This window comes from Halostagnicola sp. A-GB9-2 (assembly GCF_030068615.1).
In the GTDB taxonomy this organism is placed as follows: Archaea; Halobacteriota; Halobacteria; order Halobacteriales; family Natrialbaceae; genus Halostagnicola.
Genome location: NZ_JASJOC010000024.1, coordinates 1 through 14,255, shown reverse-complemented (window position 1 = coordinate 14,255; position 14,255 = coordinate 1). Strand labels below are relative to the sequence as shown.

Sequence of the window (14,255 nt, the reverse complement as noted above, 5' to 3'; positions counted from 1 at the left end):
CAGCGAGGAGGTGTTCGACGCGATGACCGTCTCCTCGCCTGCGGCGGCCTCGACGTCCGCGAATACCTCCTGTTTCAGGTCCATATCCTCGGGGACCGCCTCAACGACCAGATCGGCATCTTCGACGGCCGCCTCGAGGTCAGTCGTCCCCTCGATGCGCGCTAGGGTGTCTGCCATTTCGGTTTCGGTGACTTTGTCCCGGTCGACCCCGCCCTGAAGATTGTCGCGAATTCCCTCGAGTCCGTCCTCGACGAACTCCGAGTTGATATCCCGGAGAACGACGTCGTGTCCCGCCATCGCCGACACCTGTGCGATTCCGTGGCCCATACTCCCGGCTCCGAGGACTGTGATTTGCATACGGGGATCATCTCGAGTATCGATAAAAAATGTTCCTATCGAACGGCCAATAATCGGAATCGATCGGGAGAATACGGGCCGGTTACCCGATTACTCCGTCGGGGAGAACTTGACGCCGTAGCGCGGCACGCCCTCCTGCGTGTAGATTCGTCGGATCGTCGCCTCGACGGTATCGCCGACCGACACCGACTCCGGATCGACGTCCGTCACCTGCGCCGGAAGCGAGATCGTCCCCTCGTCAGATTCCAGCGCAACGATCGCGGCCGCGTACGCGCCGTCTCGTTGCTGTAGTTCCGCGAACTCGGGTGGCGCACCGCCCTGCCCGATCACGGTCACCGCTTGGAGGGTACCAGTTCGCGGCGCTTCAAACTCCTCGAAGTCGACTCGAGCGTGACACTCTTGGCAGGCTCCCTCCGGCGGGAACGTCGCGCCGCCACAATCGGGACAGGATCCCGCGACGAGTCTGTACCGCTGTGCGAGCGAGCCCTGCCAGTTCGGCAAGCTAACGTTCGCGCCGCCGCCCGAAACCTCCCCGTCGACGACGTACCCGCGCTCGCGGAGGTACGCCGCGTACGAGATCGGTTCGACGGCGTCGATCCCCCCGAGTCCCGGAACGGAGAGGGTTCCCCTGCAAGCTACCGCAGCCGCGGTACCGCCGCCGAAGAACGCGGCGATCGAGAGGTCGTCGTCGGATCCCGAAAGTGCCGAAAGCAGGCCGATCGGAACGGTCGCCGCTCCCGCGTCGCCGATTCGGTCGACGACCGTCCCCGCCGCTACGGCCTCGTTGGAAATCGGCAAATCACCGGCCATGCGGTACGGAAACGAGCCGTCACGTTGGTGAATCGACGCGGCAGTCGCCGCTCCCGGATCGATCTCGAGCGAGGAAACCGCTTCGGTCACGGCCTCGCGAACCGCATCGCGCTCGTAAGTCGTGATCCCGAGCGCGTCGACGTGTCGGTCGCCGCGCTCACGGAATCGAACACCCGGCGTCTCGTTACTGTACCAGCCGATGTCTTCGACCGCAACGGCCGGATCGTCGCCGAGCAGGAACGCCGCCGCTCCCGCGCCGAAAGGGTGGTCGGCGTCGGCAGGCTCTCCTTCGGGACAGTCGGCCGTCACCACGAGCGCGGTTCCGTCGGCGTCGAGACCCCTCGAGAGCGCCTCGGCCCCCGCTGCGGTGTGCTGGGTCGCGGTCGCACTCGCGACGTCGGCCGGCAGGCCGAGCGCGCGAACCAATCGTGCGACGAAGTCGCCCTCCTCGAGTGGAGGCGTCGTCGTGGCGGCCGAGACGACGTCGATCGCCGACCGTTCGACGGCGGCATCCTCGAGCGCTCGTTCGGCCGCTTCGACGGCCATCGTCAGCGTATCCTCGTCGGCCGCGGGGACCGCTTTCTGATCGACACCCGATGCGTGGCTCGCTCCCCACGCGTCGTCGAGTTCGTCGCTCGAGAGTCGAAATTGGGGCACGTAGACCCCGGCGGCAACGATTCCGCTCATGCCGATCCCCCCGTTTCCTCCTTTTCGAAGATGTGGACGGTCACGCCGCCCCCGCTCCCGCCGACGTTGTGGGTGAGGCCGTATTTCGGGTCCTCGACCTGCACGTGAGCCTCGCCGCGCAGTTGATCGAACGCCTCGACGATTTGGCCGGTTCCGGTCGCACCGATCGGGTGGCCCTTCGACTTCAGCCCGCCGCTGGTGTTCGTGGGCAACTCGCCGTCGGGGTCGGTGACGCCCTCCCGGAGGAGCCGTCCGGCTTCGCCCCGATCACAAAAGCCCAGATCCTCGTAGGCCAGCAGTTCGGCGATGGCAAAGCAGTCGTGGACCTCGGCGAAATCGAGATCCGACGGACCGATCCCCGCGGCTTCATAGGCGTCCTCCCCCGCGCGGGTGCTCGCCGGAACCGATGTCAACGAACCGCGCTGGAACAGCCCGACGCGACCGCTCGAGGCCCCACAGCCGGCGACGCGGATCGGCGTGTCGCTGTGTTCTCTCGCGACGTCTTCGCTCGCGACGAGGACGGCGCTAGCTCCGTCTGTCGTCGGACAGCAGTGATAGAGGTTGAGCGGGTCGGCGACCGATGGAGCGGAGACGGCGTCCTCGAGCGAGCACTCGAAGCCGAGGTGAGCCTTGGGATTCTGCGCGCCGTTGGCGTGATTCTTCACCGCGACGCGACTCAGGTCCTCGACGGTGGTGTCGTACTCGTTCATGTGAGCGCTGGCCATCTGGGCGTAGACGCCGGCGAAAGTCGTCCCGCTCGTTCGCTCCCACTCGGTCTCGCCGCTGACGCCGAGCCACCAGCGGGTGTGATCGGAACTCGCGTCCGTCATCACTTCGTAGCCGCCGGCTAACGCGACGTCGACGAGCCCCGAGCGAACGGCGGTCACGGCCTGTCGAAACGCGTAACCGCTCGCGGCGCAGGCGTTTTCGACTCGAGTCGTCGGAACGCCGTGGAGGCCGACGTGTTCGGTCACCGCCGGGCCCGAAAGACCGATCTGTCGGCCGCCGACGCCGAGGGTTCCGAGGAACGCCTCGTCGATGATTTCTGGATCTATCGCCGTGTCGACGCTGTCCATCGCCGCATCGAACGCGTCGTCGAACAGCGACAGATACGTTTCGTCGGGAAACGAGCCGAACGACGACTGTCCGGCGCCGAGTACGTATGCATCTCGCATGGATTGTAATCTCTGCTCTGTATCCTTATAGATGACTCATAGGGCGGTTGTCCCTGTTTACCGGTTTATCGCCAGAGCGGGGTGTCGAATGGCCGGAAATAACTGACAACCGACCCCATCACGACGGGACCACACGTTATTTACCGATCCGCACGCTACCCTACGGTGTATGAGTTACACCGGTCCGACAGACCTGTATATCGACGGCGAATGGGTCGCCGCCGAAAGCAACGAGACGTTCACGACCGAAGATCCGGCAACCGAGCAAGCCTACGCGGACGTCGCGAAAGCGGCGGAAGAAGACGTCGACAGCGCCGTTTCGGCGGCTTCAGAAGCCGTCGACCGCGACGGCGAATGGCGATCGCTCGATCCCCGAGAACGCGGCGAACGGCTACGCGCGATGGCGGACGCGATCGAAGATCGGAAAGAGGAAATCGTCCGCGTGGAGTCTCGAGACAATGGCAAGACGCCCTTCGAGGCCACGCTCGACGTCGACATGGTGATCGACACGTTCCGGTACTACGCCGGCTGGACCGACAAGATCCAGGGCGACGAAGTTCCCGTTCCCGGTAACAGACTGAACTACACCGTCCGAGAGCCGGTCGGCGTAACGGGACACGTCATCCCGTGGAACTACCCCTTCCAGCTCGCGGGACGGAGTCTCGCACCCGCACTCGCCTGCGGGAACACCGCAGTGCTCAAACCCTCGAGCACGACGCCGCTTTCGGCGCTTTACTTCGCCGTCGCCGCCGAAGAGGCCGGACTCCCTGACGGCGTGTTGAACGTCGTTCCCGGGCGCGGGAGCACCGCCGGAAACAGGCTCACCGAACACCCCGACGTCGACCACATCGCGTTCACGGGGAGCACCGGCGTCGGAAAGGGCGTCATGGAGCGCGCCTCCCAAAACGTCACCGGCGTGACCCTCGAACTCGGCGGGAAGGGACCGAACATCGTCTTTCCTGACGCCGACCTCGAGGCGGCCGCCGCGGGCTGTCACTACGGAATATTTATGAACGCCGGACAGATGTGCTGGGCGGGGTCGCGCTTGCTTGTCCACGAATCGGTCCACGAGGAGGTTGTCGAACAGGTCGTCGAGCGCGCCGAGGGAACGCCGCTCGGAAGCGGTATCGACGACGGCGGCCGGATGGGGCCGACGGTGAGCGAGAGCCAACAGCAGGAGGTTCTCGACTACATCGAGACGGGGAAGGCAGAAGGCGCAACCGTCGCGACCGGCGGCGGCGTTCCCGAGGACAAAGACGCCGGTCACTTCGTCGAACCGACCGTGTTGACGGACGTGACCAACGACATGACTGTCGCTCGAGAAGAGATCTTCGGGCCGGTCCTCTCGGTTATCGAGTTCGCCGACCAGGAAGAGGCGATCGAAATCGCGAACGACTCGCCGTACGGCCTCATGGCGGGAATCTGGACATCCGATCTCAACACTGCACACGGCGTCGCGGAGTATCTCGACTACGGGATGGTCAGCATCAACGAGTACCCGGTTACCCAGCCCCAGACGCCCTTCGGCGGCTTCAAACAGAGCGGTAACGGCCGCGAACAGGGAACGGAAGCGATCCACGAGTACACCCAGACGAAAAACGTCAACGTCAACCTCGAGTAACGCCGCTTGAGCGAACGACCGGCCCACGTCCACCTCGACGACGGGGCGGAGACGACGATGCCGCCGAGACGAACCCGTCATTGGCTATCTCGGGACTTTTATGGTGGTGTGGCCCGCGTATGTCAGTGTATGACTCTCATCGAGAACGCCCTCTCCGAGGAGCACCGTGAGTTCCGGGATCGAGCGGCGTCGTTCGCAACCGAGGTCGTGAAACCCGAAGTAGAGCGCATCGAACGGACGGACGAGTTCCCTCGAGCGGTCGTCGAAGAGGCGGGCGACCGAGGACTGCTGGGGATTTTAGTTCCCGAAGCCGACGGCGGCGAGGGGTCGGATTTCCTGTCGTACTGCCTCGCCATCGAACAGATCGCACAGGTAAGCGGCGCGGTCGCCGAGACGATACACGGCCACACCTTCGCCGCGCTTCCCATCGCGAACTTCGGGACGGAAACGCAGAAGGAAACGTATCTCGAGCCCATGATCCGCGGCGAATCCGTGGGGGCGATGTTGCTGACCGAACCCGACGCCGGGAGTTCCCCGACCGAACTGTCGACGGTTGCCACAGAACGCGAGGACGGGGAGGGGTACCGCCTCACCGGCGAGAAATCGTTCGGAACGAACGCCGGCGTCGCGGACGTCCACCTCGTCGTCGCCCGAAAGCAACCGACGCCCGAAGGGAGCCACGGCGTGAGCATCTTCCTGGCCCCCGGCGTCGACGAGCGGGACGGATTCACCTTCGATCGGTCGAAGTTCATGGGAATGCGCGGGCACGTCACGGGCAACTCGAGTCTGCAGGACGTTCCGATCGACGATTCGGCGCTGCTGGGCGAAGTCGGCCAGGGCTTTCGAATCGCGATGGGAACGATCGACATGGCCCGCACGGGGCTGGGCGCGATCGGAACCGGCATCGCCACCGCCGCGTTCGAGGAGGCACTCGAGTACGCAGGCGACCGCGAGCAGGGCGGCCAGGCCGTCGGCGAGTATCAGGCGGTGCAGGTGCTGATCGCGGACATGGACGCACGTCTCGACGGCGCGCGCCACCTCGTGTACGACTCCGCGGCCGCCATCGCCAACGACGACGCCAGCACGCGCCAGTCGAGCAAAGCCAAGTACGTCGCGAGCGAAACGGCCGAGTTCGTCACCCGAAACGCGATACAGGTCCACGGCGGGAAGGGGTACCGGACGGATCTCCCCCTCGAGCGCTACTATCGGGACGCCAAAATTCTGAGTATCATCGGGGGAACGACGGAAATCCAAAAAACGACGGTCGCCAGCGACGCGCTCGGTCTGTAGGCGATTTCGGAACTGATCAGTTGCGACTACTTTTCGAAACAAATCGAAACCGGTGAGTGTCACTCTCGTCTCTCGAGAGCGAACGGTCAGTCACGAGGTGCTACCCCGTATACGCACCCCGTATACAATCAAACCGCGAGCCGCGAAGATCCTCCACTCGCTCAACCGAGTCATCGAGAAACGAAAGATCCGGGCGTTATTCGCGGGAACGAACAGATTAGTTTACATGAATACCCCTGTAATTCTGAATGGTATTCGCGTTGTGCAAATCGTGGTATACGATAGCTGTATACACTTCTGATCGATACTATCTCTCGCTTTCCGGTTAGCAGAGATGAGGAAACAACAAGGCGTGAATCGCCGAACTATCGACGCATCAGAAAGAGTGGCTGCCTCCTGACGGGCGATTGTACGAAAACAACCGTTCGCTCGGGACACTAGTGGCGACCCAAGCCACTAGACGTCCCCCTCGAGCGCCCGAACCTCGTCTCGAACTTCGTGTACCTTGTCCGTCTGCTTCGCGTTCGTTTCCGCGAGCGTCTCGATTTCGGTCGCCACGTCTTCGATCTGTTCGACGGACGTGCTGAGCATCGTGGCGACTTCCTCGGCGGTCGCGGCCTGATCGTCGGTCGCACCGGCGATCTGTTCGATGCCGGTCGTCGCCTCCTCTACGGCGGATTTGATTTCAGATTGCTTGTCGTCGACCGCTCCGGCCCGTTCGATCGCATCCTCCACGCGGTCGATCGTCGCTTCGACGCTTTCGATCGTCGTCGTCGTGTTTTCCCGGACGTCGTCGACGATATCCTCGATCGTTCCGACTTCCTCCTTCGACTGATCCGCGAGTTCTTTGACCTCGTCGGCGACGACGGCGAACCCTTCGGCTCCGGTATCCACCTGTGCGGCCTGAATGTTCGCGTTGACGGCGAGAAGGTTCGTCTCGTCCGCGATCCCGTCGATCACATCCACGACTTTGTCGATCTCGACAATACGCTTCTCGAGTTCGTGACTGCTCTCCGAGAGAGTGTCCGTCGCCTGTCGAACGTCGTCGATCATCGAAACGATCTCCGCAGTCGCGTCCTTTGATTCGTCGGCCAGTTCGGCGGCGACCTCGCTCTGGCTGCTAACCTCTTCGGCGCTCGCGGAAATCTCTTCGACGGTCGCCGATAGCGACTCCATCTCGTTGCGAACCTCGACTAGATCCTCGACCTGCTGGCCCGCCAGCTCGTCGACCTCCTCGGTCGTCTCAGCGTTCGTTTCGGCGGCGGCGAGTAACTCTTCGACAGCTCCCTCGACGGTCTCGCCGATCGACTCCTGAATCCGTTCTAACTCCTCGCGTTGCTCGACCAGTTCCGTGACGCTACTGACGTACTCGAACGCGCCGATAGATTCGCCGTCCGGTGTCAATAGCGGAACGCCCGCCGCTCGAACGTGCCAGTTCTCACCGTCGGTTTCCCCCGATCGGATTCGGTCCTCTCGGACCGGTTCTCCCGTTCGCGCGATTTTCTCCGCCAACGTTTCATCGACACCCTCCGTGCCGACGATATCGATCGCCTGGTTACCGACCGCCTCCGCTCGAGTCGCGCCGATCAATTCGACGATAGGGTCGTTCCAGTGCGTGATCGTCCCTTCGTTGTTGACGACCACGACTGACTCTGGGAACTCATCGACCAACTGGTCAAAGAGATTCCGCCAGAAGTCGCGTTCGGCGCGGAGCCGCTCGAGATTATTCTCACGATCCTCGGAATCATCCGAAGAGAACAACAATTCACTTTCTGACATATATTTTGGTATAGGTTCCCACGGTTGAAAAGCTTCTGGCCGAAAGCAAACCTGTTCTGTACGCCGGTCGATCGGCAGATTTCGTTCGCTCGCTAAGTGATAAAAGAACCCAGATTGCCGCCGAGACAGGCTACTGGCCGGCCGAAACCACGACGGGACACCCGGCGTTCAGGAGTACCGATTGGGCTACACTTCCGAACAAAACCTTTCCGGCGGGAGATCGTTTTCGACTTGCTACAACGATATAACGAGCGTTTTGGTCATCTGCGTATTCGAGGATACGATCCGATGGGTCCCCAACTATTCCGACAGTTTCGGTTGGCGAATCGATACTCGACGCCGCCTCGTCCGCGACAGTCGCCGCGACTTCGCGCACTCGATCCATGTCGAGTGCGTTGCCGGTGTTGTTGACGCTCGTTCGTTCCAAACTCACGAATTCCGACTCGGACAGGACGTGAACGACGTGAATCTCGTCGTCGAACGCCACCGCCAGGCGTTCAGCCTGTTCGACGACTTCCGGGGCTCTTGCGGATCGGTCGACCGCTGCAACGATTACCATATCAATCGGTTGTACTCGCGGCTATTCACTCTTTCCCAGAACGCGGGAAAAACGAACTATCGAATGGGTCGCGAAAGGGACCTCACCGAAGCGTCGATATCTGTTAGTCGTCCCGATACGTCTCGAGCGTGTCGAGGTCGGGTTCGAGACCGAGTCCCGGTTCGTCCGAGAGCGTGATGGAATCGCCGGTCGGTTCGGGCGGCGCGTCGTAAATCATTTTCCCGATTTCCCAGACGATATCGTGGAACTCGACCATTTTGCCGTTGGCTAGCCCAGCCTGGAGGTGCATATTCTGGAACGGCCATCCGCCGCCGTGATAGACATCGACGTTGAACGCCGCGGCCATTCCCGCAACCTTCGCCGCTTCCGTGTACCCGCCGGTGAAACAGACGTTCGGAAGGCTGATGTCGACCGCGCCGCCTTCGAGAAGGTCCCGATGACGGAAGCGATGCCCCTCGTTCTGACCCGCGGCGATCGGAACGCGCGTCCGCGAGCGGAGATCGGCGAGCAGAGACGCGTCGTTTCCGTACACCGGCTCCTCGAACCAGCTGATCGATATCGACTCGAGGCGGTTACACAACTCGAGCGCTTCGTTGAGCGAGTACAGGTAGTTCGCGTCGATCGCCAACTCGACGTCTTCGCCGACGGCTTCTCGAACGGCGGTTACTCGTCCCTCGTCGACCCTTGGAGTCGCCCACTCGCCCTTTCCGACGACGACTTTGATCCGTTCTGCGCCGTCCGAAACGAGTTGTTCTGCGACCCCGGCGAGTCGCTGTTCGTCTCGAATCGCCTGTCCGATCGTGTAGTACACCGGCACCGTATCGTCGGCGCCACCGAGCAGTCGCCACACGGGTTCGCCATACTGCTTTCCTTTGATATCCCACAGGGCGATGTCGACGGCGCTGACGGCCGTACTCCAGACACCCGTCTGCGCTCGGGGGTTGAGTTCGGTGTACAGGTCGTTCCAGATCCGTTCGTTGTTCAGCGGATTCCGTCCCGTCAGCAACGGTTCAATGTGGTCGTTAATGAACGAGGCGCTCGCCGGGGGGTGAAGATACCCGGTTTCACCGTAGCCGGTGATCCCCTCGTCGGTTTCGACGGAGACGAACGCGAGCGTCATTTCGTCGGGTTCGTCCATGCCAGGGACGTCGGCCGGTACGGTGTGCGTCGTCGCTTGAACGTCTGTAATTTTCATCGGTAGTCGCACCCAATAGTAATTGAATCGACAGTGTCCATCGACTTATGTGTACTGGTCTCAGCCGGCGATCTGGCGTAGTTCGAGCAGATAGCGCGGGGCGGAGGATCACCGATAGATCGCTCCGCCAACGGAGGGACGGCTATCGATCACCGCCGCTAACTGCCGATCGAATAACGGTGAGAATCGGGGATGCGATCACCGCAACGGTCAGCAACGTAAGCACCAGCGGGATCGGCTCGTTGACGAATATCCAGAGCGAGCCCTCGGACAGTTGTAACGAACGGACGAGGTTTTCTTCAGCGATCGGTCCCAGAACGATCCCGAGGACGAACGCGATTATCGAATAGTTGTGCTTCATCATGAAGAAGCCAAATATGCCAAAAACGAGCACGGTAAAGACGTCCAGCCAGCTCCCTCGAAGCCCGAACGCACCGAGTGAAGCGACGGCGATGACGACCGGAATGATGTAATCGGTATCGATCGTCGTGATGTACACCGCTCGAGTGATAATGAGGAGTCCGAACAACAGGATGACGACGTTTCCGGCGAGCAAGGCCAGAAAGATGCTGTACGTGATATCGACGTTGTCCGTGAACAGTTCCGGTCCGGGACGCAGACCGTGCATCATCAGGCCGCCGAGAAGGATGGCAGTAGCACCGCTTCCAGGAATCCCGAACGAAAAGGTAGGGATAAGCGAGCCCGCGACGGTTCCGTTGTTCGACGCTTCCGACGCGATCACACCGCGGTGGTTGCCGTCTCCATACTCCTTGTCGCCACCCCCGCTTCGGACCGCCTCCGCGTAGGAGATGAAGTTCGATATCGACGCTCCGGAGCCAGGAATTGCACCGATGAACATCCCGATATACCCGGATTTAATGGTGGTTATCGGCGCAGACAAGACCTTCCGAACGCCAGAGAGGACGTTTCCGCTCAAACTGAGATCCTTGTTCGCGAGGCTCCCTTTCTCTCCGGCCAGTTTGATCATCTCACCCACCGCGAAGATCCCGATCAACACGGCGACGAAATCCAAGCCGTCGTAGAGGATGAACGTGTCGAAGGTGTACCTCGGTTGTCCGGCGGCAACTGGGAAGCCGATCGTCGAAAGGAGAAGCCCGAACGCGCCCGCAGTCAGGCCTTTGACCATCGACCCCTGCGCAACAATGGTGATCAGTGCGATCCCGAACAGCGCGATGAGGAAGTATTCCGGGGACCCGAACATGAGCACGATCGTCGTCAAGAACGGCGTCAACAGAATCAGCGTGACGATAGCGAACGCACCGCCAACTGCCGACGCCGTCGCCGAGATCGAAAGCGCGTCCATGGCACGACCCTGTCGAGTCATCGGGTATCCGTCCAACGTCGTGGCCGCCGCCGCGGCGGTTCCGGGAGTGTTGATCAAGATTGCCGCGATACTCCCGCCGTACATCGCTCCGCTGTAGATACTGATCAGCAGGATGATCGCATCGGGACCGTCGAGACGCATCGTCAACGGGAGGACGACCGCCAGACCGAGGTTCGGTCCGAGACCGGGGATCGTTCCGATAATGATCCCCGCCAGAAGGCCTACCAACAACCAGCCCGCGGTCGGCCAGGTGACGAGAATTTCCAGCGCACCGAAGAGCGATTCTTGAACCATCGGTTAGAATATCACTCCGTCAGTCATGTTTACGGGAAGTATCGAATTGAACGCGAACGCGGCAACAAGCCCGATTACGACGATCACCAGGGTCATAAGCCGCGGAAGGCCGAATGCTTTCGCGAAGGCGAGGATAAACAGGGGTGTGGCCCAGACGAGACCGATCACGTATCCGACGAGCCCATAGCCAGCGAGCAGACCCACGAGAATGGCCTGCTTCGACGAATCTATGTCGGCATTCTCGACCGCATCCGAGTCGCCATCTTCGACCGTCCCGCGATCCGTTCCCTCGATTGCACCGGTATCCTCGTCCTCTGTAACCTCGCCTTCACTCGATTTTGTATCGTCGTCCGATCCCTGAAACTCTTCGTCGTACTGGTCGAACATCCCCGCCGATTCGGTGACCACCTGACGTATCGGCTCCGGGAGGTACGCCCTGACGAGCAAGAGAATACAGCCACAAACCGCCACGGCCGCCGCGAACCGTGGAAAGATCCCGGCTTCGTGGGAGAAAGAAAACGATTCGATGAGCATGTAGCTCGAAACCCCGAGCATCGCGACCAGCATCAACTGCTCTGAGGTCACTCGACCTTTCATTGACGTATAGAGTGAATGAATCATGCTACGTAGACGCTCTATTCCAGGTCGTCTAAATCAATGATTTCCGGGATGCGCTCCTGGTTCTCCTCTAGGACTTCGAGAACTTCCGCTTCGCCGCCTAGATACTCAAGGTGATTCCCAGTCTCGTCGGCCCACGATTGCAGTTCATCGCTCTCGAGGGCCTCCTGAAGGTTCTCGTTCAGAATGTCGATTCGGTCGTCCGGCGTGTCCGGCGGCGCCATGAACGATCGAAGGAACTGGCCCATGAAGTCGATTTCCGGCTCGTACCCGTAATCGGTGTAGACTGGAAGGTCCGGGAAGACGGGACTTCCCTCGCTCGACAGCGCCGCGATGATGTCGATCTGATCTTCTGCGTCGGCCGCCGCCGTCTCGGTGACGATACCCGCCGAAACCTCGCCTGATGCGACGGCTTGTATCACCGGGCCACTCCCATCGTAGGCGACGTAATTTTCCCACGGCACGTCCAGTTCGGACTTTAACGATTCCGCGAGGACGTGGTTCGGTTCGCCTGGCGACTGACCCGAGATCGATCCGATATCTCCGTTTTCGTACGCCTCGACCACCTCGTCGAACTCTTCCAAGTCGAGATCGGGGTCCGTCACAAGCACCCAGACGGTCTGCGTGTACGCGCCGATGTGTCTGAATTCGTCGATCGTGAATCCCGGATCCTGGGTGAGAAGCGGGACGACGGATGGAGAGTTCATCGGCGATATCGTGTATCCATCCGGTTCAGAGCCGTACAGTTCGGTTATCCCCCGAACGCCAGCCGCGCCCGTGACGTTTTCGAACCCGATCGAGACGTCGTTTTGGTCCGCGATTTCCTGCCAGATCTCTCTCGTGAAAATGTCGGTTCCACCGCCCTGTCCCCACGGAATGACGCCGTGAAACTGTTGGGAGGGGAAATCCCCGTCTCCCTCGTCGTCTCCTAGACATCCTGCGAACGCGAGTGATGCAGCCCCTACTCCCCCAGCTACGGTGCGCTGTATGAATGCACGTCTATCCTGCATGGTCTGTAATGTGCGGGGAATAGGTCTTAAACCTTTCGGGACGTGTTAACTGGTGTCAGTGGTACAACCTAACTACGCGGTTCGTTCGGAACGCACACCACCCAGTTATAGCCCACCACCGTGTCGAGAATGGGAACGTTCACAATTGCAACCTCTCTGATTCGGTCTCTCTTAGTCCCAGAGCGTGTGAACTTCGAGTCACGACCTAACGGACTCGCGTTCCCGCATCGATCCCGGCGACGGCGGCTACTGAAAATCGCCATCGAAGATGTCCCGACTCGCGGCGGCGCGAAGCGACGGTTACAAAGATTTATATCGCAGATGGCGACATCTACATTGTGAGATGAACGACAGTCAACGACCAGTTTCCACCGAGTCGGTCGACGTCGGCATCGATCCGCTCTCGCAAGCAAAACTGGAGATGGACACCTATCAGGTCGTCCGTCCCGACGGATCCTACGACGCCGACCGGATTCCCGACGTGGACGACGAAGCGTTCCTCGATCTGTATCGTTGGATGCTGCTCCAGCGCGTTTTCGACACTCGAGCCACGAAACTCCAGCGCCGCGGTCTACTCGGCACGTACCCGTCGGGCCGCGGCCAAGAGGCAAGCATTATCGGCGGCGGATTCGCCCTCTCGCCCGACGACTGGATCTTTCCGTACGGCCGGGAGACCGGCGCGCTGTTGATGCACGGGCTCTCGATGCGGGACCTGCTCCTGTACTGGCGCGGCATCGAGGACGCCTCGCGCATGGACGGCGCGAACATTTTCGGCCTCGCGATCTCGATCGGGTCGCACATTCCGGTCGTCACCGGCAAAGCCTGGGGAATGAAACTCGAGGGCGAAGACAGGGTAGCGTTCGCAAACCTCGGTGACGGCGCGACCTCGACCGGCGCGTTCCACGAAGGGATCAACTTCGCCGGCGTGCTCGACGTGCCCGCCGTGTTCTTCTGTCAGAACAACCAATACGCGATTTCGCGGTCGTTCGACGGGCAGACGAACGCCGAGACGGTCGCCCAGAAGGCACTGGCTTACGGAATGGACGGCATTCGGGTCGACGGCAACGACGTCCTCGCCGTCTACAACGCGGTCTCGAAGGCGCGAGAGCGCGCACTCGAGGGGAACCCGGTGCTGGTCGAAGCCGTGACGTACCGACGGGGGGCCCACACGACGAGCGACGATCCGACGCGGTACCGATCCGAATCGGAAGTCGAAGAGTGGGCGGAACAGGATCCGCTCGAGCGCTATCGGTCGTTCCTCGAGGAGACCGGGCGCTGGGAGGAAATCGACGAGGATGCGATCGAGAAGGAAGTCGAAGCGGAGTTCTCCGACGCGGTCGACGCCGCGGACGCGTTCGAAGATCGGGGCATCGAAGCTATTTTCGATTACCTCTACGAGGAGAAACCCCCGGAACTCGAGCGCCAGTTCGAGGAGTTCCGGGAACTTCTCGAGGAACGACCGGATATGTACGACCACATCGAACACCGACCGAAGGGATAACAGAGGGGACACAA

The 14,255-nt window shown here is 61.3% G+C and carries 12 protein-coding genes; 3 read left to right on the top strand and 9 right to left on the bottom strand.

Going from position 1 to position 14,255, the window contains the following annotated elements:
* The 3 genes from QNM96_RS22670 to QNM96_RS22660 all read right to left on the bottom strand — a co-directional run.
* A partial coding sequence (locus QNM96_RS22670; RefSeq protein ID WP_283839080.1) for a 3-hydroxyacyl-CoA dehydrogenase NAD-binding domain-containing protein occupies positions 1-357 on the bottom strand: 357 nt, incomplete at its 3' end.
* Positions 358-447: 90 nt separating this feature from the next.
* The gene (locus tag QNM96_RS22665) at positions 448-1,854 is read right to left on the bottom strand and encodes a zinc ribbon domain-containing protein (RefSeq protein WP_283839079.1); all 1,407 of its coding nucleotides are present in this window, start codon (positions 1,852-1,854) and stop codon (positions 448-450) included.
* Entirely contained in the window at positions 1,851-3,029 is a 1,179-nt protein-coding gene (locus QNM96_RS22660; RefSeq protein WP_283839078.1) for a thiolase domain-containing protein, read from the bottom strand. Before QNM96_RS22660 ends, QNM96_RS22665 begins: the two co-directional genes overlap by 4 nt.
* 169 nt (positions 3,030-3,198) lie before the next feature.
* Between QNM96_RS22660 and QNM96_RS22655 the strand changes: the two genes are divergently transcribed.
* Positions 3,199-4,650, top strand: a complete 1,452-nt coding sequence (locus QNM96_RS22655) for an aldehyde dehydrogenase family protein (RefSeq protein ID WP_283839077.1) — start codon at positions 3,199-3,201, stop codon at positions 4,648-4,650.
* A gap of 129 nt (positions 4,651-4,779) precedes the next feature.
* Entirely contained in the window at positions 4,780-5,940 is a 1,161-nt protein-coding gene (locus QNM96_RS22650) for an acyl-CoA dehydrogenase family protein (protein ID WP_283839076.1), read from the top strand.
* Between the two features lie 456 nt (positions 5,941-6,396).
* On the opposite strand, the gene QNM96_RS22645 is transcribed toward QNM96_RS22650, so the two are convergent.
* From QNM96_RS22645 to QNM96_RS22620, 6 genes are all read right to left on the bottom strand, one after another.
* Positions 6,397-7,719: a methyl-accepting chemotaxis protein gene (locus tag QNM96_RS22645; protein WP_283839075.1), complete on the bottom strand. Its 1,323-nt coding sequence runs from the start codon at positions 7,717-7,719 to the stop codon at positions 6,397-6,399.
* Between the two features lie 130 nt (positions 7,720-7,849).
* Positions 7,850-8,278: a universal stress protein gene (locus tag QNM96_RS22640; protein WP_283839074.1), complete on the bottom strand. Its 429-nt coding sequence runs from the start codon at positions 8,276-8,278 to the stop codon at positions 7,850-7,852.
* A gap of 103 nt (positions 8,279-8,381) precedes the next feature.
* Complete coding sequence (locus QNM96_RS22635; RefSeq protein ID WP_283839073.1) at positions 8,382-9,473, bottom strand: mandelate racemase/muconate lactonizing enzyme family protein; 1,092 nt, start codon at positions 9,471-9,473, stop codon at positions 8,382-8,384.
* Positions 9,474-9,615: 142 nt separating this feature from the next.
* Entirely contained in the window at positions 9,616-11,112 is a 1,497-nt protein-coding gene (locus QNM96_RS22630; RefSeq protein WP_283839072.1) for a tripartite tricarboxylate transporter permease, read from the bottom strand.
* A gap of 3 nt (positions 11,113-11,115) precedes the next feature.
* A complete protein-coding gene (locus QNM96_RS22625; RefSeq protein ID WP_283839071.1) occupies positions 11,116-11,697 on the bottom strand; it encodes a tripartite tricarboxylate transporter TctB family protein in 582 nt (193 codons plus the stop codon).
* Between the two features lie 50 nt (positions 11,698-11,747).
* Positions 11,748-12,740, bottom strand: a complete 993-nt coding sequence (locus tag QNM96_RS22620) for a tripartite tricarboxylate transporter substrate-binding protein (protein ID WP_283839070.1) — start codon at positions 12,738-12,740, stop codon at positions 11,748-11,750.
* Positions 12,741-13,083: 343 nt separating this feature from the next.
* Here QNM96_RS22620 and QNM96_RS22615 point away from each other — a divergent pair, with 343 nt between their 5' ends.
* Positions 13,084-14,241 carry a thiamine pyrophosphate-dependent dehydrogenase E1 component subunit alpha gene (locus QNM96_RS22615; RefSeq protein ID WP_283839069.1) on the top strand — a complete coding sequence of 386 codons (1,158 nt, stop codon included), beginning with the start codon at positions 13,084-13,086 and terminating at the stop codon, positions 14,239-14,241.
* Positions 14,242-14,255 lie beyond the last annotated feature (14 nt).